Below are 21,971 nucleotides of genomic sequence, written 5' to 3'. Positions count from 1 at the left end.
CTCATAGTCTTTCGTGCACAATTTTAATTTCTCCGCGTATTATTTTATTTAGTTCAGGAATTGACTTGAAATTAATTTTATAAACTTGACTACCAATTTCGATCGCTATTGCTTTCACCTCCGAAAGTGATGCAACAATCCTTACAACTCCAGTTTTTTTTGGCGCCTCCGCAATCATCGATTTATAAAATTCATCGCTTTCCGATACCCCCCAGTGCAAAATAATAGGATCTCTTGCTCGCCAAGGAAGAATTTTGTTGCCGCCATTTCTGACAAATTCTAGATCTTCAGATTCGAGGGCACAGTAGAACCGCATTCCGCTTGGAAAAATATCGCGGCTCATACAATCCAAAATCCACCATCGATTCTCATCGTCGCTGTACCCCATGAGAGCACCGAGCATTTCTTCATACCCACTATTCCATCCGCCGGTAGTAGCCGAAACCTTCTGGAGCACTTCGTACGTCTTCACGCGCCATCCTTCCCCAGGCGAGGAATAAAAAATCCGCCCACGAGCACCATCACCATCTATTATCGTGCGGTCATACTTTTCTAGTTCACCTTGATTCACGAGGCGCTCTAAACATTCCATCCTGAACTTTTCGAACAAACTCATGCCGGGTGATAGATCAAGCCATCCGAGCTTCTTTTTTCCATTGATAAAAAGAGGAGCCTCAAATCCTGTATGAATGAGATATGGTGGTCTACGGTCGTCGCGTTCAAATATTGAAACGCCGAAAAATCGTGGTTCAAATTCGACGAAATTTTTCAAAAATGAATTCAAATTTGCAAACTCCGCCGAGTCAAACATTGTCCAGCCCGGGCCCTTCATTGATTCAACGGCGCTCGCGGAGTCCCCGAGAATATCCCTCAATTCATCAACGGAAACCCTAAAAGACGCAACTGGAAAGGCAAGCTCGTTGTGAATAGGTTCGATTGCGTAGTCAAGCATTCGCACTTCCTCTAAATTCCGCCTAATTTGTCATCATCAGTCGCCACTACCCGGTTGGGCCAAGAATGGTTGAAGAACCTGCTTCTGGTCTGAGTAGGGCTGACCCTCCATCCCGGTCAAAAAGACTGCACATCCCCAACACCTATAACCGTTACCTATGTAGTACATGCCCGTGTCCCCATAGTTCCCTCCCGACTTGCACAGAGGTCCTTGACAAGGACGGTCACCGAAGTTGCCGGCAACACTGTAGCTTTCCCCAGTGACGACGCCTGATTGCCCAGACGGGTCGGATCGGTTAATAGGATTGTTTCCGCCGTATGCATATAAGTTCTGATCGTCCTGGTATCCGATCGGATCCGTCTGGAAGAACCGCCCCAGCCCAGACGAATAGAACCTCGCTTTATAGTAGTACAGTCCGAGCGAACCGATGAGCTGCTGCCCGGTGTACCGGAATCGAATGCCGGTCGTTGCATTCGGCTCGCCAAACGGGCCGTAGGTATAGGTCGCTGTCTTGCCCCCTGTTGCATTGGCCGTCGCGACAACGCTGCCCAATTGATCCGTGTAGAACCAATTCTTGCTCGTGGTCCCCGAGCCCTCGTACCAGACGAGTGGGTTGTCCACACCCGAGCCATGCACATAACGCCTCAGCACGTTGCCTGACGAATCGTATTCGGCAACGAGCTTCGTCCCGTCGTACAGCATATTCGTCGTGAGACTGCCGAGGCCATTGGGCTCGACCGTCTGGCGCAACCGATTTTCCGCGTCGTACGCTAGGCTGACCGTTGAAAATAATCCAGTGGTTCCGGATACGAGACGATTGTCGAGATCGTAGGCGTACGTCCAACCACCGTAGCTCGCCACATTCCCGTTGTTGTCGTATCCGACTGAGCTTCCGGCTGCAGCTGTGTAGCGATTCAGGCCATCCGCGGTGTAGCTCTGGGTGCCGATGGTCCCGCCACTCCACTGGTACGCGAGATTGCTCGGCGTGACGCTGGTCACGTCGAGGACCTGGTTGCGCGCGTACGTGTACTGCACCTGATCGCCAGCTGCCGTCAACGCGTTCGTCAGCGTCGAGAGCCCGCCTTGATTATCGTACCCGCGTTGAACCGATGTCCCGTTTCCGAACGTGATCGTGGTTGCCCGGCTCAGGTCGTCGTAGTTGTACGTCGCGAGCGCCGCGCTTCCGTTCTCCTTGATCACGCTCGGCCGATTCAGCGCATCGTAGCTGGTGGTCGTGTTGAACCCGTCGGGCCACGTTGTCTGCGTGCGATTACCCGCAGCGTCATACTGGAAATTGAGCGTCTTTCCACCCGCCGATGTGTTGAGCAGCCGGCCTGCGTTGTCCCACGCATAGGAAACCGCGTAGCTTCCGTTCGCGTATTGGGACGCAGTGCGCAGCCCGCGCAGGTCATACCCGAACTGAACATTGCTCGCACTGTTCGGATAAGTGCGTGCCGTCAAGCGATTCAGATTGTCCCAAGTCTGGGTGATCGTGTCGCCGCTACGCTTGCGGATGGCCGACACATTGCCGTTCGCGTCGTACGTGTAGCCGTCGTAATCGCTGCTGTTCGCGGAACCCGGTGTATTTGGCAGCGGGTAGTACCGGTTGGTCAGGCGATCGAAGCCGTTGTATTCATAGACGGTCAGATTGTTCTTCGCGTCGGCGCTTGAGTTGAGATTGCCGTTCGGCGTATAGGTGTACTGCACGTAATTCTGCTGTTGCGCCGTACCCGTCGCCTTCTGAATCGTGTTGATGGTGTCGTCGACGTTGTACACCGTTGTGGTGACCCGGTTACCGCCGTCTGCGGCCGCAAGGTACTCCGTTTTCTGATACGGGCGATCCAGATCGTCGTACGCGGTATCCGTGATCGGGACCGGCGCTGCCTCGGCTGGGCAGGTCGTCGCCGACGCCGTCAGCGACGGACCCCAGGCCCGGATGACTTTCCCTGTCGCGCTGTAACGCGAGCAGCTCGTCAACCACTGGGTGCCGATCTGCCGCGCGACGGCAGTTGGGCGACCGTCGGCGTCATAAGTCGTCTGTGTTTGCTTCCCGAGCGCATCCGTCACGACGGTTGGGCGCCGTTCACTGTCGTAGCTCGTTGTCACCGTATCGACCACATCGGTGCGCGGCCCGTCCACTACGGTCAGGTTGCCGATGTCGTCGTAGATGTAGCTGGTCGTGAGATTGAGCGTTCCAGAGCCGGCGTCGACTGTCGAGGTCGCCGGTACTTCGTGGTGCGCCCAATCATAGGTCCTCGTCGTCGCGGTAGAATTCGATGCGCTCGTCTTAACGGTCGTCTTCCACACCAGATACATCGTAGGAAAACCGGTCGGCGTCCACGAGTAGTAATCGTAGGCCGTCCACGGTGCCACGCCGCTCGCATCGACCGGAGACGTCACTGTCGCGATGTCGCCCCAGGGTGCATAGGTGTACGTCGTGACATTGCCGCGCGCATCGGTTTCCGTTGCAACTTTGTTGTATGCACTCTCATAGGTGAAGCTTCGAATGAGTGGTGCGAGACCGGAACCGGACGGTGCGAACTGCGTGATCGACTTCACGTTCTGCGTACAGCGTTTCTCCGAGCTCGCACAGGATGCATCATCGTACGTGTACGAGAAGCCATTCCCCTGGGGCAAAATCTTGGTGATCAGCCGTCCTTGTCCGTCGTAAGCGAATTGCGTGACGTTGAACAGCGGGTCCGCTTGCTGCAACACATTCCCGAGCACATCAAGATAGCTGAGCCTCGTGATACCCCCGGGTGCGGATTCAAGAGCCCGTGATCCGGCGAAGTAGTAGCTATACGTTTTACCACGCGCATTCGTCTGTGTTTGGACTCGTCCCAGGCTGTCATAGACATTTGTGACGCCCGCAGTGGACGGGAAGCTCGGATAAAAGATTTGTGTCATCTGACCTGGCAACCCATAGCCGTAGGTCGTACTCTTCGACATCGTGTCGGTGAAGGTCGTCAGATTGCCATTCGTGTCGTAGCCATATTGGACCGTTCGAGCGCCGTCGGAGACCTGGCTAATCCGTCCGTTCGCGTAGCTGAAATTTAGCGTGCGCCAGAAGCCGTTGCTGACGCTGGTCAAGTTGCTTCCGGTGTAGCTGTAGTTGACCTGAGTGCCGTTGGCGTCTTTGTAGGTATCGATGTTCCCCGACGAATTGAAGTGCATCGTGTTGTGGTGAACAGTGTCGTAGCTGTAAGTGCTATCCCCGTTCAGTATCAGTTTCGAAGAATTCCCCGGGGGCGGGTTGTAGCTGCCGTCTGGCAACTTCACGAACACCTCGCCATTCAGACCTTGTGTGACGATCACGGTATTGTTGATCAGCTGATCGCCGAACCACCGTTGCCCCAAAGTCGCGATGACCAATTTTTCAATTGGATGTGACGCATCCACAAGCAAATCTGACGATGCCTTCATCTCGACCAACGCAGCTACTGCATCGAGCGCAGAATCTTCCCCCATCCCCTGATAACCGTCGGAATTTACTTTCGCCGTCGCGTTGAAATTGTGAGCCCAGCCCTTGCCGAGCACACTGTCCTGATTCTTGGCGCTCGAACTATACATACGGCTGAAGGTGAGGCGCTGCGGAAAGAGACCCACACCTGACGAAATGTCATCGCGACTGTACGTAAAATTCCCGGCCGCTAGACCGATCGGGTCGCCGGCATAATTGAGTGGTTCGCCTTGGAGGGAAGGCCCAATTTGAAGGGCGCCATTATTGAGGACGGTGACCGGAAGGTTGTACATCGACGGCGGAAACGGCGACGCGACCTGCGCCAACGGGGAAAGCGTGGAGAGATACTGACCCAGAGTCATGAATCCCCCGGCGAGGTTTCCAGTGATCAGTGCACCCAGAAAGACCGGGCTCTGCACGAAGTAGCCAACACCGGTCCAACTGTTCTCAGTCAGATCACAGTGCTGCGGCAAAATCAGATTGAACCCGCTAGACAGGTACGAACTGAACGTGCCGTAATAATTGCTGCAATTCACCAGATTCGGCTGAACGGCGGTGGAATAGTTTGCCGATGTTGCGTTGTAGATCGGCTGACCTGCTGCCGCAGCCGCATCGATCAATTTCACCGTGGATGCGGCTGAAACGGAACTGATCTGTTGCACAACAGTCGATTCTAAAATGCTCGAGTGCATCCCCTGTTGGTAAAAGGCGATGGTCTCGCTATTCGAGTCACCGGAGACGCTCGCCACTCCAAATGTGCCGCCGGGCAGGTCGACGTAGGAGGAGGCGCCGGTATAACCGGCGATCCCGATATCGTGGTGAACCAAGATCGAGGTATTGGACAGACGCTCACTCAGGGACTGCATTCGAGACGTTTGACCAAGCCAATGTGCAGCGAGAACAGCCAATGTTGTCCCTCCCACCGCCTCCGATGTGTCGGCCACGCCGGCCGCTCGCAGGTTGGCGAGCGCGGTTTGATAAGAGTTCGGGAGACCACGACCAGTTGGTCCCCACGCATTCGCAATCGTGAACACGTTCCCGGGTTTCGCGACAATCGTTTGATTGATAGTCAGGTTTGCAGCTGTCGTACCATATGCGTTGTGCGTCGCAGTAAGGGTGAGGGTCGTCGACGCGCCAGAAGGAGGGGCCGTGCCAGGACTACCAACCGCGGCACCGTCGAGTGTGAGGATCGGCTGATTGGCTGAGTTGTACGTTATGGTCAGCCGATGACCGTAGATCGCATCCGACGTGTACGTCTGGTCGATCCCTTGATATTGGATTCGCAACGTCGCCTTCATGGATATCGGAACATCCGTCTGATCCTGAAGTGCGTAAGCCGTGTTTTGCAGCGGTGGCGACGTGTAATGCGGGATGGCCCCGTAGATCAGATCGATTGACTTGCCACCCACGACATCGTCAACCGTAGCCGTCGGCATGTTCGCTCGCAAATACGCAGCGAGGTTATTGGCGTAGGTCGTCAGGTTGTTCCGAATATTTGTGCGATTGATGTTCTGTACGTAATTCGCGGTGATGCTCGCACCGCTCTTTGCCGAATTCAGATACGTCGTCGCGTCGTAGCCTGTAGTGCTGGAACTGGCGAGATTGATTCCCGTTTTGAATGAATGCGTTTTGTAGCTCGGATCGAAATAGTAGGTCGTACCGTTAATTACCGTCTTCACCCAGACGTGCGCCAGGGACACATCAACCAATGCCGAAGTGTTACCGGGACACTGCCCCGGATTCACTGCCGTGGCCGCATAGATGGGAATTCCACCCTTGCCTAACAGATTCAGCACCCCACATACATTTGACGTGTCGACGCCGTAAAGCGAGTTGAATTGCGCGGCCGTGTACTTGATCACCCCCGTCGTGAAGCTCGCTGTATAGCCGGATGCTCGGAGGAGATCGACCATCAACATGGCTTGATCGTAGACGGTCCCCTGATTGTCGAGCACGGCGCCGAATGAACCCTTCTGAGTACCGTAAATCGGATACACCTCGACGTTGTTGTGGACGTACTGATAGATCACGTCCGGGTTGAAATTCAACGCACGCGCCAGTTCTGCGATCGACGCCGGACCTTGCGGACTCACATTTCCATCAGCGCTCACGACATTCGTGCGGCCGGTGCGGGTGGACGGAGCAACGGTCTTCGTTTCGACCGTCGCACCTTGATTGACTTTGGCTGGAAGTACGACTCGCGCACGGGATTGCTCCCAATCCCGACCAGAGATCGGAAACAAATTGACTGCATTTCTGCCAGGTCCCTGCGAGTTGGCGAGTGCCGAAAGGCGCTCCTGAGAATAGGCAATCGCCGGCTTCCCGCTCACGAATGTCACCGGTTGCCCGACGCCGGTGGCTGGTGACTCTTTTCCAACGAAGTGTTTTGCAGACTTCGGCGACGGTGGCTGGGCGCCCAACATCCACTCCGTTCCTGCCTTTTTCGGCAGCGGCAACACGGTTTGAATAGGAGCGGCAAAGCTAATCGATCCGAACGCCGTCAAACCTACGAAAACGAAAAGATTGACGGTGTTCTGGAAAGCGGCGCGCGAGAGCCTGGACATAACGTCCCCCGTGAATATCACGTTAATATGGAATGCGAAATAGCTAAGAGCGAAGCGTGCAAGACCGCGGGATGCGAAACGACGCTATGGGGAGGTGGTGGAAACCGACGTGCGATTACCCGCCGCGTCGTAATTGTAGGTGACAGTGGTGGTGCTGGAACCGTTATTGAAGACGGCCTTCGTCAGCCGGCCCAAGGAGTCATAGGTGTAGCTGATAGAACCGGAACTCGCAGCGGCACTTGCGAGGAGCAACGCCAGAGCCGTGGCGCTTCGGATGAACTGGCGCACGGCTTTCTTGCCCGGGCGCCGAGCAAGCTCAGAATTCGGATGACGCATGTTGCCCCCAGATTCTCTCGGTCTTTGATATTTCTAGAAAATTGCCGGCATCCGGGAAATCGTCATTTGCCGCGCCCGAATTTACAATTTTACATTTTTAAGCGGCATAAATGAGCACCGCGAAATGAACATATCAAAACGGGTGCGCCCCCGAATACTAGGGTTTACCACTGTTCGACTGGTGAGCAGATATCGACACCGAGCAGATTTTGCCAATACGTGGTCTCAATTGGCTCCCGCCCAGAGCGGCCAGCCGGTCATTGCAGCCCTGGAACCTAGCCGGAGCAGTGGTCGCGACGAGGTCGGGCCGGCCTGGATCGACAACTCGACTTGTGCCATTTCCTGCCCGCGGTGCTCGATCAGCGCCCTATCGGTCGCTGTGAACGCTTATCGAAGTGTTTGTCCTTGGATTTCGCTGCACTCACTGACCTGCCGGTTAACGTCCCCGATCTCGCGCTGCAGGCCCCGGTAGTTCGCTTCGAACGACAAGTGCCGCACTCCTTGTCCGGTCGTCACCGCATCGGCCAGGTCAGGCAGCGCGAACTCAAAGCATTCGGGTTGGCTCCACGGTGCGATCTGCGCCGCTGCATAGGCGTTCTCGTTGATCAGTTGCCGACAGCGATACGCATACGTCTCGAGCTGCTCGGCATTGTCGAGAGCGCGGCGGCCACTGTCCGTCTGCGCGATCACGCGCGCCCGATACACGTCAAGCCCCCACTTCCCGGCCGCGTCGATCATGCCGAGTACGATCGCTCAATCTCGGCCTTGTACTTCACCTTGATCAACGAGGCGAATTCTTGCGAATGACCAACTCCACTAGCGCGAACAACCGATGAAAAAGATAGTCAACGTGCTGCGCATCAATGACAGGCGTCTGATTGCGCTCGTGATGGCGTAGCAAATGACTGTTGCCGATTCGCGTCAGCTCCCTGCTCTCCGACTCGAGCAGCTCTCTAAAAGCGGGCTCCGTTGCGCTCGCGTCAAGAATCCGCTTTATGGAGACGGCCTTATCGGCATCGGCTAACGTCTTGATCCGTTCCCAACTATCGATCAGCCTTTCAAGCCCTTCACGCCTGATCAACGGATCGGGTGACGAAAACTTCTGCCGACCCTCCTCAAGCATCACATCCAGAATCCGGTCCGTTGTGTTGAAATACGTGCGGCTCAAGGCTTCACCCAGGACGGCGGGAAGTATGCGGCGAATGCGCCCATCGTACCCCAACTCGTACGCCAAACTGTTCCGAGCAAAAATCCGATTCACGTTCTGGGCGAATGCAGCCCTGCCGGAATCCACGTCAAATTCAAGGTGGAAGTGGCGATAATAGTCGTGGAATTTTCCGACGTTGGTTGGCTGCGCGACATTCCTCCAGACGAACTCGACAAAGTCCAATGAGACAAGCGTGGCCGGGCACCGCGCTTGCCTCAGAAGGGTATAGTACCTCGATCTCGGTTTGAAGCGGCCATATAAGGCCATGGATTTCCGATTCCATCACTTGCTTCAATCGCTCGATCTCATTACCACATACTCCCTGCCCATCTGGACACCGCTCTGGGAAGCTCGCCCCGAAGGCGCCTCCATCGGCGAGCGAGCCGACAAGAGCCACTATCCCTGCCCATGCGACTGGCGTCATATCTTGCTCTGTCCTAGGCTTCGGTCCAAGTTCTCGATCACTGAAGTAGTCGCTCATTTCTGATTCCTTTTTCCGGTCGATTTCGTTCGGAACGGTTCAACGCACGGACGCAATAAGACACCTACCGCAGCAAGATCACTGACCCATGGCGTTCTCGATGTATTGCACGTGCAGCTCGCGAGCGGCGTCACAATACTCGTCCGGCAGTTGATTTTCCAATACCAAGTAGACACGGATTTCAGGTGGCGCCTCAATGCGATCGATTCGAGCCTGCGCACGAAGGACGGCATCATATTTGACCGCCTGGTAAAGACCGCGCTCATAGTCGGTGACGTTGAGATCGGAGACGCGGGACTTCACTTCGACGGCAATCCAAACGTCATCGTGTAAGAACATAACATCCACAACATCGCCTGAGCGCAGCGGATACTCAAGCTCCGCACGCCATGCTCCATCTGCACCAACGAGTTCTGGATGAGTCAACACGAACTGCTTGAGCGCCTTGTGCGCGTCGGATTCGCCGCCTCCCCAGCCCCCGCCCCGTCCCTCAAGCGCAGTTGTCCCGTCAGTGATCGGAGAATGTCCCATTGCTTCCAGCACGGCATTCCACCGCGCCCCATACTGCAGAATTCGGACGTATTCGCTATTTAGCTTCGCAATTTTGCCAGTTCGAGATAGCGTTTCGTATCCCGTCCAAACTTCTTTAATACCAGGACCTGGCAGCCCCTTCTCGGCCCCCGATCCTCTCACCACGATCGTAGTAAGAAAAGGCGGCGGCGAAGTCCACCCTGCCGTCGCCCTGTCGATCGAGCGAGTAACCGCCCCAAGCACCCGGCCGAGACCACGGGCCCACGGTTCACCATGCTTGTTTCTTCGACCGATCAATTCTGCGAGTCGCTTGTATGTGATCAACGACATGACCCCGTCTTGCTGCCGCAATACGTGGTCGATCAGTATAGATAGAGCCAAGCTTGCATACTCTTCAGTAGTCGATTGTTCTTCAACTTCGTCATCGAGGGAATCCGGATCATCCGGCTCGTTGCCCGCGATGCAGCTCGTGTCCAACGTGCCAGGAACCTCCGTGACATTCTCATCTACAAGTTCAAACAAGATCGCCCGCATGTTCGGGTCGATATCGTCATGGATCTCGTTGCTACGGAAAACCGCTTCGAGATTCAGGCGCTCGTCGAGGTCCGCGGCACGCAGTCCGATATGCGGAAGTAATCGGTTGGCGCGGCGCAGATAGATATGCTTGACCTTCCTTTCTCCTCGCTCAAGCGCGGCCTTGATCGCCTCGGCCTCATAGCCATAAACCGGAATATGCGATTTAATTGCCTCTTCGAGATTGGCCCGGGCATCTCGGCCATGCGCGATCGCTGGCCCCTCCCACTTCCGCGATCGCCCTCCGAGACGAACGAAACGGCGCTCGCGTGCTTCATCGGGGTCTCTTACCGTCACAATACGATCGAGCCACAGCGTGCAAATCAGTGCCGATTTTTCTCGTGAAAATGCATTCCACGGAGTATCAACGCGCGCATGATCACGACTTCGAGCATAAGTATCGACGCCACATGTCGCTTTCCAGAAATCGTGCGGGTTTGCGAGATCGCCAGCCATTTTTCAAGTCTTGGTGTTGTGTTCTTTTGCATCTCGTCACGCACCGACGAGAAATGCCTTGGTACGGATTCGTCACCTAGCAGGCTGTTGAAATTGGATACGGTGTAAACGGGCCCTGAGGGCAGTGAGTTAGAGATATCGTGTTCATGATCTTGGGCAGGCGAGAGCGATGCGCGGAATGGACGAGATGCAAGAACCGCTGTTCACGACGGTGAAGCTGGAAGACTTCGTGCCGGCCGATCATCCGTTGCGACCACTTCGGTTGCTGGTCAATCAAGCGCTGAAGCGACTTAACGGATTGTTCGGCACGATTTACGCAGACAGCGGCCGTGCGTCGATTCCCCCTGAGAAGCTGCTGCGTGCGTTGCTGCTGCAGGTGCTGTACTCGGTGCGCAGCGAGCGCATGCTGATGGAGCAGATGCGCTACAACCTGCTGTTCCGCTGGTTCTTCGGACTGGCGATCGAAGACGCCGTCTGGGACCACTCGGTGTTCTCCAAGAACCGGGATCGTCTGCTCGAGCACGAAGTGGTCGAAGCGTTCTTTACCGAAGTCATGAGCTTGGCCGACAAGCAAGGGCTGCTCTCCAGAGAACACTTCTCGGTCGATGGCACGTTGATCCAGGCGTGGGCCAGCCCCAAGAGCTTCCGGCCCAAGGACGGTTCGGACGATCCGCCGGCCGGCGGCGGCCGCAATGTCGACACCGACTGGAAGGGCAAACGGCGCAGCAACGACACGCATGAATCGAGCACTGATCCGGATGCGCGCCTGTTCCGAAAGGGACGACAAAGCGGAGCCATCCTTTGTTATCAGGGGCACATCCTGATGGAGAACCGCTCGGGCTTGGTGGTCGGCGCCGTGGTCAGTCACGCGGACGGTTTCGGCGAACGCGCGAGTGCATTGCGCCTGCTCGATTGCGTGCCGGGTCGTCACGCCAAGACGCTCGGTGCCGACAAGGGTTACGACATGCGCGACTTTGTGCGGGATTGCCGAACGCGCAAAGTGACGCCGCACGTCGCGCGCAACGACACGCATCAAGGCGGCAGCGCGATCGACGGACGGACGTCGCGGCACGCCGGTTATGGCATCAGCCAAGTGATTCGCAAGCGAATCGAAGAGCACTTCGGCTGGGGCAAGACCGTCGGCAGGATTCGGCAGACCGCGTATCGCGGCATCAAACGGGTCGACCAGCACTTCAAGCTGACGATGCTGGCGAGCAACCTGACTCGAATGGCCCGAATACTGGCAGCGGTGCCGCAAGGAGCGACGCGATGAGCCGCCCGAGCGCAGCAGTTGCGTGGCAACGCGCCGGCCGGCCCGCTCGCCAGCGGGGCATCCGGCACGATTCGTCTGAAACTCAACGGCCAATCGCATACGGAACCCTTTTAAACAGTGCCCCGATCGCCAAAGCGAGGCGCTTTTCAACAGCCTGCTAGGCCCGGTTATGGAGTTTGGCGCAGATGCTTGACAATGAACATCTGTAGGCTCTCGTCCGTCGCAAAGACGCTCTGCGCCGCTTGCGATGTCGTGTACCGATTGGTCTCTTTCACGAGCGTGTTGATCGATACCTGCTTCAGCTGGTCAGCGCGGGCAGCGCTCGACGCCGCAAGAAATAGCTTGCGCGGCGTCAACGGCAACACACATATGAAGTCGCGATCTTCATCCTCTGAGCTAAGGATCAGAGGGTTGTCGCCGAGAAGTAGTTCGCTACAAGCGTCACTTGCATCGCGAATTAGCCAGTTCGACGTCCGAAATGGTTTTTTGCGAACCAGCGTGCTAATGATCTGAATCAACCAAACGGCGGCCTCTCCAACGACACCCGGCCCAATTTCTTGAGCGAGCTCCTCGACGATCTCCCGATCCTCTTGATCCAAGCCTATCGTCAATTGCTCGACGGTCACGTCATCAGTAGATTCGCCAATTTGCTTCTCCAGCAACTTGACCATGTTAGGCGTTCGAGCCATCTGGGCAACCAAGAACCGCGCCCAAGATTTTCTTCCTACCGCGTCAAGACTGCCGACGCCTGTCGAAATCAGGGTGCGATATGCATCCGACCCTTCACGATCGATGCGCGCCGAAAAGTAATCCCGTTCGACACTCGTCGATATCCGCGCTGCAAGCTGCACTCCATAGAGAAAGTCGACGCATGCAACTCCGCTTGGCGTCCTCGGCGAGACCCGCGGCCCCCCAACGTGCGGCCGATGACCAATTTGCCGAAGATGTAGTTCGTTGTTGCGACGCGGATCCCGTACGCACCACGCCTGAAGCAGAAACTGGGGGACGTAGTGGTTGCTTTTAAATGAATTTCCTTGTGAAGCTGCCCCGTTTGCCATCGCGCTTGCCTTATACGTTGGTATCTGCCGCCTGCGGCGGCTTCAGCTCTGTCAAAAAAGCCTTCAACAATCCAGCATCGCCACGCCTCAATGCTTCGCGCGCGCTGTTGTAGCTATGCTCTGACCGGATAAAGAACTCCTGCGGGCTCGCAAGCGTAGGGATACGTCCGAAAGCGGACAACAGTGCCGTCAACACCGACTTCAGGTACGCCTCGAGGTTGGCGCACAACAGCGCGATGTTGACCATGCGGCCGGCGCTGTGCACGATATCGCAACGGGCGCGCCAGACGCGCTGCAAGTGCCAGCGTAGACCTTGCTCGCATCGCGCGAGGAAAGTCTCCATGTCGGCAGGCGAGGCCAGGTACCCCATGAATTGATCGAAGCGCAGCTGCGTGAGCGGGATACCGTGCAACTGTCGGTTGATCGTGCCTCGTTGATCTGGATTCGCAAGGACATCGTAGAGCTGGGCGAAATTAAGCTCTTTCAGTGCGATCGGCTGACCGCTTGCCCCGTCGACGAGCTCAACGGACTGCTCCAGCAACACTTCGCGGTAGGCCGCGAGGTGATTGATCACGGCAATGCCCATTAGGACGGGCGTGACACTGCCCTCTACCGCATCCGAGATCGAATTGGATCCGCCCATCCCCTTTGCGAGAAACTCCAAGCCAGTCCACCAGTTGACGAGCTTGTTCTCGAAACTGGTCGTGTCCGCGCCCGTCCGGTACAAGCGGAACGCAGCGAGTACTCGATCCCTCCCTTCTTGCGAGAATCGATCGCCGCTCACCAGGGTCCCAACGTTTTGCGCGAACGTGTCGAGTTCCGATGGGCTAACCGATGACTGCGGGTTTGGTACGACCTTCGGAATTGGCAACAAGCGCCACCGCTCTTCCGCCGGTCGCCGCACCGCAAATTGCTCGGACACCACGATGTTCGCGCGGTCGTACTCAAAGCGCACGAGGTCAATGACGCGATTGATTCGGTCATGGATCAATTGACCAGCTGTCCGAGCGTCAATCGCATTGGCGTCGCAGGTTGCAAAGAGACGATGCCCCTGCGCCTTCATTCCGGGAAGTGCGGCAACGTCTGCAGGGGGCGTCACTGCGAATTCAATGTCGCCGATGTGTGTGGGGAAATTCTGCGTATCGCTGACACCATCAATCGCGAACCACGCGGCCCATTGGCTACTATCTGAGGTGATCAACCGCCGCAACAAATCGAAGCGTTGGGCGAACTGGTATGGCTTGTTTTGCCGCCGGATAGGTACCAGGACGTGGCTGTACAGTTGGTACAGTCCTTCGATGCTTTGACCTCGCGCGATCAAATAGCTGATCAGGCTTCCGGTTAGTGATCGAATTTCGCCAAACCGCTCGCGCTCGAGGCGCGCGTTGTCGGGTGCAAGCACCGCGTCGTGAATGCCCTGGATAGCCTCTTCCATATAGCATCCGCGAAGCTGGCTCATGTACTCCCGCAAGTACGACTCCAGCAGAGGGCGCCCCTTCTCGGCACTCGCCTTGTCGTACTTCGGGCCGAAGGACTTGCCTAACAAGGTGCGAATCGTGTCGGTTTGCGCGGCCAGGGCCGGACGCTTGAGCACTGCCTCCGCCTCGAGAACGCTGAGCGCTTCACGCGCGACCATCCAACGATCTTCGCCATTCGCGTGCGCATAGGCATTCAGCCGCGCCAACTCCTCGAGGATGTTGACGGCGTGCATAACACGCACACGGTGCGAGTCCAACGAATAGGCATAGGTCATGTTGTACCAGACGTTCGCGAACACCGCCTGTTCACGGGTCAATCGATACTGTGCTACTTTGGGGTCGTTCTTCATTGCACTCGCGGCTCGGTCGTTTTTTTGCTGCTGTTTAGAGGTTGCGCTGCGCGACGCATCTGGTTCGGGGGTCAATTTTCAACGCTGCATTTTTTGTTGACCACGGAACTTCTCGCGCCTATAGTACGTCCTACTTCACGCAAGCCCGTTGTATCTTGTAGACGGCACGGTTATTAAGGGGTCAGGGGCGTGGGTCTGGGCGGTGTCCCGCTACGTTTTCTGTTCCCCAACCTTTCTGAGGCCCGCCATTTGGCGGGCCTTTTGCGTTCCTCATATCTATTACGCTGGGCCTTCGTCCAAGCTATCAGCCGACCGAATTCGATTGGCCGGGCAAATACAGGGCCATACCGAAATTTACCCAGCATCCGCCTCGACCACGATCTGCCCGGCCTGGTGAGCTGAGTACTAGCCCTGCGTCGGGTCTGCCGGCAACACAATCGGCTCAATTTGATATCCCGCCTCCCTGAGCAGGGAGATCAACCCGCTCTTTCCAGGCAGGTGCGCCGCGCCAACCAGAACGACGGCATTTCCTTCGTCGAGGTACCGGCGCAGCGGCACCATCCAGGCCCGATTGCGCTCATCGACCATCAGTCGGTAAAGCGTCGCCGCATCGGCCGGATTCTGATAACCGGCATTCGCCACGTCCAGGACAGTCGCGTAGTCACCTTGGTTCAGCGCGGTCACGGTCCGGGCAAATGCGCGCGCTGCAGCGGGGCCGAATGCACCGCGCAGTTGCGCTTCGTAAATTCGGTCTGGAACCGCTTTGCGCTGCCGGTCAACCGCAACTTGGGTTTCAAGCGTGTCGATCGGCAATCGTGCCGCTGTGGCGGCCTTTGTGAAAATCTCGTCTCGCGACAACTGTCCCGGCCTCCCACAGGGTGCATTCGCTATCCCGGCTGCCATCGCCGGGCTTTTCATAGCGAGGAGAAAGTCGGTCGCTTTGTCATCGAGCACTGAACCCGAGCAGGTCCCGTTGCGTCGCAATACGGCCACGTCGTCGTCAGTCAGCGACGCTGCCCATGGCGCACGAGCGAACGCGCCACCTGTATAGAAGCCCGACAGCGCTTCCGGTGTCAGCATTTCCCTCGGATCTGGGGTCGGCGGCTGCGGACCCTGCGTATTGGAACTCTCGATCACGAGTCGGGACTTTCCGCGCAGCACGGAGGCTAGCGGCTGGTGCAAACCAGCATAGGGAACATGCATGCTGGCAACCAGAATGCTCGTAGTTCCGCCAGGCGCGGTCACTTTGAGCGCAGGAACCCCGTCTGCACTGCCCGCGACGGCAATCATTGTGCCGCTGACACCGCCTGAGAACAGCGACGCTGCGATAGCCAAACGTGCAATCAACTTCATGCGATCGTCCCTCCTGCATTTTCGCCCGAAAGGTCGGTAACCCGATACGGAACCGCGTGAACCAACTGATCGAACTCAACGTCATCGGTCGGATGCACAACGAACCTTAGTCGTGCATCCTTCTGCCCAAAAGTCACGTCACGGAATGCGCCGTCACGGCTCTGCACGATTGTGTGCGCAACGAAGCGATGTGGGCTGTCCGCGAACGGCTCGTGCAACCAACCTCGCGTGATCGTGAAATCGGGGTAACTCGCGCACCATCGCCTTGCATTGAGATGGCAGTCGGCCGGCATGGGGTGCCAGGCCGGATAGTCGGCGGGCAAGACATTTTCCGCAGGCTGCTGCACGGCATCAACGAGGGCTCGCCACACCTTGTTCATCAACGCCCCTTTCGCTGCAGGTTCGAGCTCGGTGTATCGGGGCGCAAGCGAGTCGGCACCGTACCGCACGACCACCGGCAAATCGCGGTGATGCGGGCGTGGACAGCCCTGGCTAGCATTCTGGACGACAACCGACCCGAACGGTCGATAACATTCAAATCGACTGCGGGGATTCCGATCGTTGCCCGGGGCGACCTTGAGCCACCCCCCGCAGACATGGCATTTCAAATGGCGTTCATGCACATGTCGGATCGCATGAACGGTCGCTTTCAGGTGAGCTTCGAGGACGCCAGGTGTTTCGAAGCAGTACGTAGACCCGACTGGGATTCCCCTCCCACCACGAGTAAGCGCTGACCGGGAGACGAGAACAAAGGGAGTCGCAGAGACGTCATGCATGTAGCCTTCCGTCAATATCGGGACCCTCGCCTGCACTAAGCCTTCGCCGTTCTTACTCGGGCTCAGCTCGAAGACGGAACTCCCCCCGGTGAAGCCAAAGGACTTCAGAATATCTACCGCCTGTTTGCTAGAAAAAGCCATGTTGCAACGACCTCGGTTCTAAGAGACCTTACCGCTCGGGGAACGGCCTCTCTGGTTTGAACGATGGAAAACAGCAGCGAGCGAACTATTGGCCAACCGGTTTCGCGGTGTCGCTACTCGGACAGAGTTGGCCAATCGCACTAGCGATTCTCGGCGACCAACTTGTTCCATGCATGCGCTGCCTCCGTCGGGCATTCAACCCAAGTTCCATGAGCCGCCCCGGTATTGGTAGGTGCCGCCGAGGATTCCGGCCAGCCACGTCGTGACTGTCGCTTTTTTCATGCCCCCAAACAAGACCTGTTGCTCGCTGTCAGTATTCATCAACATGGCGACCGGCAATTCAGGCAGCATGCCGGTCCCGATGCCTTCCTGCGGGAACACGTTTCCGAAATCACGCTTGAGCAGCAGGCGTGTTGTCGACTTGCACAACGTAAGAAAAGTCTCGTGGCGGACGAGCCAGTAGCATTCGACACCTGAGGCGACGTACCGCTCCTGCCGGCGTATGAAATCGCGCAGGTGCTGGTATGAGCGTTGCAGCTCTATCGCGATGGTGCGCCCGGCGACTGAGAAGAGCACATCCGCCTCCCATCTGTCGCCGCCTGGCGATGACCCCGGCACTTCCTCGGCGCCCGCGATGCCCATGCCGCTCAGTGCCGCGAGGACGGCGGCTTTGCCGGACCTATGCCATTGGGTCTCCGGCGCAGTGGCGCACTCGTCCGCCAGATGAGCGAAGAATGGTAAGCCGTTGATGCTCGTCTTGAGCACTGCCGGCGCCTTGCAGCACGGGAGCAGGAAGTCGCCGAGCTGCGTCGACTCCTTGAGCTGATCCCACTCGCGGATCGAGAACGCGGCCGCGTCTACGGGATGCCCGTCGCGGGTCCAGGCTGCTTGTGTCATGACGGTGATCGGTGAAATGTGGGTGCCCTGAGCACGGTGCCCGGGCGCGTCACAACTTTAGTTGGAATTTAGACACAACTTTAGTTGCGTGAGCGCCCGCCGCCCCCTCGACCATCGCTTATGTCCCGAAATGAAGGGGAACATAGTCCTTACTATGTTCCCCTTCATTCCGCCGGATCCTGCCTATGAATGGACCACCTCGGCGGAGCGCATCGCGTCGCCATTTCACTGCACAACGGCGCACGTCCTAACTCGCTTCTTGAAGTTTCTACGTAGAAACTGTCAAACGTCCGCGTCCACACGCGCACCACGCGTCGGTCGCGATAGCTTGCAAATTCATCCGTCTATCAATGCGCATCAGACGCTCGATGTGATTCGCGACCGCAGTCAAACAACGCTCGTGTCTCAGTCCGATTCGATCGGCAAACCAAAGTCCCGATTCGCCGCGCCACTCGACGAACACTAAAAAGACACTAAAAATCGCGGCGCGAACAGGTGCTCGGTAAGCATCTGCGGCTCACCCGCTCGAAGGCCCTTGCCAGCTGGAGCTTCGACGGATTTCAGCGCGCCTCGACGGAACACCCAGACATCACAAATCATTTAACTTTCCGTGAGGACTTCGACACCGGCCGCTGCCTACGATAGGCGCATGTTTTCAGGACCTGCTTCCAGGAGCCCATCATGCCCACCCGCAGACATCTGCTGCTGTTCGCCGGCGCCACCAGCCTCGCCGCGCTCGCGGCGCTGTCGTCCACCGGCCGCCGCGCGCTGGTCGGCCGCGCATTCGCCGCGCCGCCGCCGGCAGCCCCACGGATGGCCGCCCCTTTCGAAATCACGCTCAGCGACGTCGAATGGCATCGCCGGCTCACGCCCGCCCAGTTCGCGATCCTGCGCGAAGCCGGCACCGAGCGGCCGTACAGCAGCCCGCTGAACGACGAGCACCGGCCCGGCACGTTCGCATGCGCCGGCTGCGACCTCGCGCTGTTCTCGTCGGCCACCAAGTTCGACAGCCATACGGGCTGGCCGAGCTTCTGGAAACCGCTCGACCACGCGGTCGGGACCCACGCCGACGTGTCGTTCGGGATGGTCCGCACCGAAGTGCACTGCCGCCGCTGCGGCGGCCATCTCGGCCACGTGTTCGACGACGGCCCGCCGCCGACCGGCCTGCGCTACTGCATGAACGGGCTCGCGCTCGCCTTCCACCCGGCCGCCGCCTGATCCGGCCCCGCTCCCGACCGACTGGAGAACGCACCATGCTGCTCATCGTCCTTGCCTATCTCGGCGGCGTGCTCACGATCCTGAGCCCGTGCATCCTGCCCGTGCTGCCGTTCGTGTTCGCGCGCGCCGACCAGCCGTTCGTGCGCACCGGCCTGCCGCTGCTGGCCGGCATGGCGCTCACGTTCGCCGTCGTCGCGACGCTCGCCGCCGTCGGCGGCGGCTGGGTCGCGCAGGCCAACCAGGCCGGCCGCTGGATCGCCATCGTGCTGCTCGCGGTGTTCGGCCTGACGCTGCTGATGCCGCGTTTCGCGGAACACCTGACGCGCCCGCTCGTCGCCGCCGGCAACCGGCTCACCGGGCTCGCGCAGCGCGACGGCCGCCCGGCCGGCCCCGCGTCGTCGCTGCTGCTCGGCGTCGCGACCGGCCTGCTGTGGGCGCCGTGCGCGGGCCCGATCCTCGGGCTCGTGCTGACCGGCGCCGCGCTGCGCGGCGCGAACGTCGGCACGACGCTGCTGCTCGTCGCGTATGCGGCCGGCGCGGCGACGTCACTCGCCGTCGCGCTCGTGATCGGCGGCAAGGTGTTCGCCGCGATGAAGCGCTCGCTCGGCGCCGGCGAATGGATCCGGCGCGGGATCGGCGCGGCGCTCTTGGCCGGCGTCGGCGCGATCGCGCTCGGCCTCGATACGGGTGCGCTCGCGCAACTGTCGACCGTCACGACGGGCGGGCTCGAGACGAAGCTCGTCGACCGGCTCGGCGGGCGCTCGAACGGTGCGCCCGCAACGACAGCCGCCACGGGTAATACGGCAGGCAACGCGTCCGGCAACGCAAGCGGCGGCGCGATGATGGCCGCGACTGCCGATGGCGCGCAGTCCGGCGGCGGTGCGACGGCCGGCAGCGCGATGATGCGCGCGGCCGACGTGAAGCCGTCCGCGCTGCCCGTCGAAGGCACGCTGCCGTCGCTCGACGGCGCCGTGCAGTGGCTGAACTCGCCGCCGCTGACGGCGGCCGGCCTGCGCGGCAAGGTCGTGCTGGTCGATTTCTGGACCTATTCGTGCATCAACTGCCTGCGCACGCTGCCGTACACCAACGCGTGGGCGCGCAAGTACGCGCCGTACGGGCTCGTCGTGATCGGCGTGCACGCGCCGGAGTTCGCGTTCGAGCGCGACATCGGCAACGTGAAGAAAGCCGTGCACGACCTCGGCATCGACTACCCGGTCGCGATCGACAACGGTTATTCGATCTGGCGCGCGTTCGGCAACGAATACTGGCCCGCGCACTACTTCATCGACGCGCAAGGGCGCATCCGCCATCACCACTTCGGCGAAGGCGAATACGCGCAGTCGGAACGCGCGATCCAGTCGCTGCTCGCCGAAGCCGGCCATCCGGAAGCGCTGAACGTGCCGCTCGGGCTGGCCGGTGCGCCCGCGAAGGGCGCGCTCGCGGCGGCGGACGCCGCGGACGTCCGCTCGCCCGAAACCTATGTCGGCTATGCGCGTGCGGAAGATTTCTCGTCGCCGGGCGGCGTCGTGCGCGACGCGGCGCATCGCTACGACGCGCCGGCGCGCCCCGGTCTCAACGACTGGGGCCTCGCCGGCACCTGGCAGGTCGGCGCCGAGCGCGCGTCGCTCGCCGCGCCGTCCGGCCGGATCGTCTACCGCTTCCATGCGCGCGACCTGCACCTCGTGCTCGGCCCGGGCGCGAACGGCCAGCCCGTGCGCTTTCGCGTGACGCTCGACGGCGCGGCGCCCGGTGCCGCGCACGGCGCCGACGTCGACGCGCAGGGCTACGGCACCGTCACCGGGCAGCGCCTGTACCAGCTCGTCCGGCAGCCCGGCGCGATCGCAGACCGCACGTTCGCAATCGAATTTCTCGATCCCGGCGTCGATGCGTACGCATTCACATTCGGTTGAACGCGAGCGCCGCACGCGGGCGCCGCACGCGGGCAACGCCGCCACCCGAGCACCGTCTTCCACAACGCATTCCGAAGGAGCAAACGATGAACCCGACACCCACCCGCGATTCCGCGCCACGACGGCGCGCAGCGATGCTGCGCCGCATCGGCGCCATCGCCGTCGCGGCCACCGCCGTGTTCGGCTTCCAGCGCATCGTCAATTCCGCCGAGCCGATGCGCACCGTGCCCGCGCCGACGCTCGACGAAACGCCCGGCGCATCGCACGACGAAACGGCCGTGCTCGCCGGCGGCTGCTTCTGGGGCGTGCAGGGCGTGTTCGAGCACGTGAAGGGCGTGAAGCAGGTCACGGCGGGTTATGCAGGCGGTGCATCCGAAACCGCGCACTATGCACTCGTCGGCTCGGGGCTGACCGGGCATGCGGAATCGGTTCGCATCGTCTACGACCCGACGCAGATCACGTACGGCCGGCTGCTGCAGGTGTTCTTCTCGGTCGCGCACGACCCGACCGAACTCAACCGGCAGGGCCCCGACGAAGGGCCGCAGTACCGGTCCGCGATCTTCCCGACCAACGCGCAGCAACGCGCGGTCGCGACCGCGTATATCGCGCAGCTCGGCAGCGCGCACGTGTTTCCGGCGCCCGTCGTCACGCGCGTCGAGGCATACAAGGGGTTTTATCCGGCCGAGGCCTATCACCAGAACTACCTCGAACTGCATCCCGACGCGCCGTATATCGCGTTCAACGACCTGCCAAAGGTCGCCGGGCTGAAGCAGCGCTTCCCGGCGCTGTACCGCACGGACGCGGTGCTGTGGCGCGATGCGGGCTCGTGACCGGCAGCCGGCCGCGCGGCAGGGTTGCCGCCCGCCGCGCAGCCGGGGCGGGCGCGCACCGCCTGCGGCCCGGTTTGCGCCGCATCAACGAAACCCCGGCCGTCATGCCGGGGCAAACCCGCATCGC

General features: G+C 59.4%; 15 protein-coding genes. 4 read left to right on the top strand and 11 right to left on the bottom strand.

Translation table 11 applies throughout. The features are described from left to right. Position 1 precedes the first annotated feature (1 nt). The 6 genes from KVT39_RS34365 to KVT39_RS34340 form a co-directional block, all read right to left on the bottom strand. On the bottom strand, positions 2–952 hold the full coding sequence (locus KVT39_RS34365) for a hypothetical protein (RefSeq protein ID WP_217591164.1): 951 nt from the start codon (positions 950–952) through the stop codon (positions 2–4). A gap of 36 nt (positions 953–988) precedes the next feature. Then, a complete protein-coding gene (locus KVT39_RS34360) occupies positions 989–6,976 on the bottom strand; it encodes an RHS repeat-associated core domain-containing protein (RefSeq protein WP_254640740.1) in 5,988 nt (1,995 codons plus the stop codon). Between the two features lie 84 nt (positions 6,977–7,060). Then, the gene (locus tag KVT39_RS38705) at positions 7,061–7,312 is read right to left on the bottom strand and encodes an RHS repeat domain-containing protein (RefSeq protein ID WP_152860372.1); all 252 of its coding nucleotides are present in this window, start codon (positions 7,310–7,312) and stop codon (positions 7,061–7,063) included. Positions 7,313–7,699: 387 nt separating this feature from the next. After that, the gene (locus KVT39_RS34350) at positions 7,700–8,050 is read right to left on the bottom strand and encodes a hypothetical protein (protein WP_217591163.1); all 351 of its coding nucleotides are present in this window, start codon (positions 8,048–8,050) and stop codon (positions 7,700–7,702) included. Positions 8,051–8,093: 43 nt separating this feature from the next. Further along, on the bottom strand, positions 8,094–8,702 hold the full coding sequence (locus KVT39_RS34345; RefSeq protein WP_254640739.1) for a hypothetical protein: 609 nt from the start codon (positions 8,700–8,702) through the stop codon (positions 8,094–8,096). Between the two features lie 376 nt (positions 8,703–9,078). Beyond that, positions 9,079–10,560: a hypothetical protein gene (locus KVT39_RS34340; protein ID WP_217591162.1), complete on the bottom strand. Its 1,482-nt coding sequence runs from the start codon at positions 10,558–10,560 to the stop codon at positions 9,079–9,081. Positions 10,561–10,738: 178 nt separating this feature from the next. Here KVT39_RS34340 and KVT39_RS34335 point away from each other — a divergent pair, with 178 nt between their 5' ends. Continuing rightward, a complete protein-coding gene (locus tag KVT39_RS34335) occupies positions 10,739–11,833 on the top strand; it encodes an IS5 family transposase (RefSeq protein ID WP_217591161.1) in 1,095 nt (364 codons plus the stop codon). Positions 11,834–12,000: 167 nt separating this feature from the next. On the opposite strand, the gene KVT39_RS34330 is transcribed toward KVT39_RS34335, so the two are convergent. The 5 genes from KVT39_RS34330 to KVT39_RS34310 form a co-directional block, all read right to left on the bottom strand. After that, positions 12,001–12,891, bottom strand: a complete 891-nt coding sequence (locus KVT39_RS34330; RefSeq protein WP_217591160.1) for a DUF4238 domain-containing protein — start codon at positions 12,889–12,891, stop codon at positions 12,001–12,003. Between the two features lie 10 nt (positions 12,892–12,901). Then, positions 12,902–14,719: a hypothetical protein gene (locus tag KVT39_RS34325; protein ID WP_217591159.1), complete on the bottom strand. Its 1,818-nt coding sequence runs from the start codon at positions 14,717–14,719 to the stop codon at positions 12,902–12,904. Positions 14,720–15,124: 405 nt separating this feature from the next. Then, positions 15,125–16,072, bottom strand: coding sequence for a TraB/GumN family protein (locus KVT39_RS34320; RefSeq protein ID WP_217591158.1), 948 nt, complete (start codon positions 16,070–16,072; stop codon positions 15,125–15,127). After that, complete coding sequence (locus KVT39_RS34315; protein WP_217591157.1) at positions 16,069–16,452, bottom strand: hypothetical protein; 384 nt, start codon at positions 16,450–16,452, stop codon at positions 16,069–16,071. The genes KVT39_RS34320 and KVT39_RS34315 overlap by 4 nt, the downstream gene beginning before the upstream one ends. A 732-nt stretch (positions 16,453–17,184) precedes the next feature. Then, on the bottom strand, positions 17,185–17,886 hold the full coding sequence (locus KVT39_RS34310; RefSeq protein WP_217591156.1) for a competence protein CoiA: 702 nt from the start codon (positions 17,884–17,886) through the stop codon (positions 17,185–17,187). Positions 17,887–18,567: 681 nt separating this feature from the next. Here KVT39_RS34310 and msrB point away from each other — a divergent pair. The 3 genes from msrB (at position 18,568) to msrA (ending at position 21,844) form a co-directional block, all read left to right on the top strand. Further along, the gene (msrB, locus tag KVT39_RS34305) at positions 18,568–19,104 is read left to right on the top strand and encodes a peptide-methionine (R)-S-oxide reductase MsrB (RefSeq protein WP_217591155.1); all 537 of its coding nucleotides are present in this window, start codon (positions 18,568–18,570) and stop codon (positions 19,102–19,104) included. A 35-nt stretch (positions 19,105–19,139) separates the two neighbouring features. Continuing rightward, positions 19,140–21,014, top strand: coding sequence for a cytochrome c biogenesis protein DipZ (locus tag KVT39_RS34300; protein WP_175748154.1), 1,875 nt, complete (start codon positions 19,140–19,142; stop codon positions 21,012–21,014). Positions 21,015–21,100: 86 nt separating this feature from the next. Then, positions 21,101–21,844 carry a peptide-methionine (S)-S-oxide reductase MsrA gene (gene msrA, locus KVT39_RS34295; protein ID WP_217591154.1) on the top strand — a complete coding sequence of 248 codons (744 nt, stop codon included), beginning with the start codon at positions 21,101–21,103 and terminating at the stop codon, positions 21,842–21,844. Positions 21,845–21,971 lie beyond the last annotated feature (127 nt).

The organism is Burkholderia sp. GbtcB21 (genome assembly GCF_019091065.1).
GTDB classification, from domain to species: domain Bacteria; phylum Pseudomonadota; class Gammaproteobacteria; order Burkholderiales; family Burkholderiaceae; genus Burkholderia; species Burkholderia pyrrocinia_C.
This window is presented reverse-complemented; position numbering and strand designations above follow the sequence as displayed.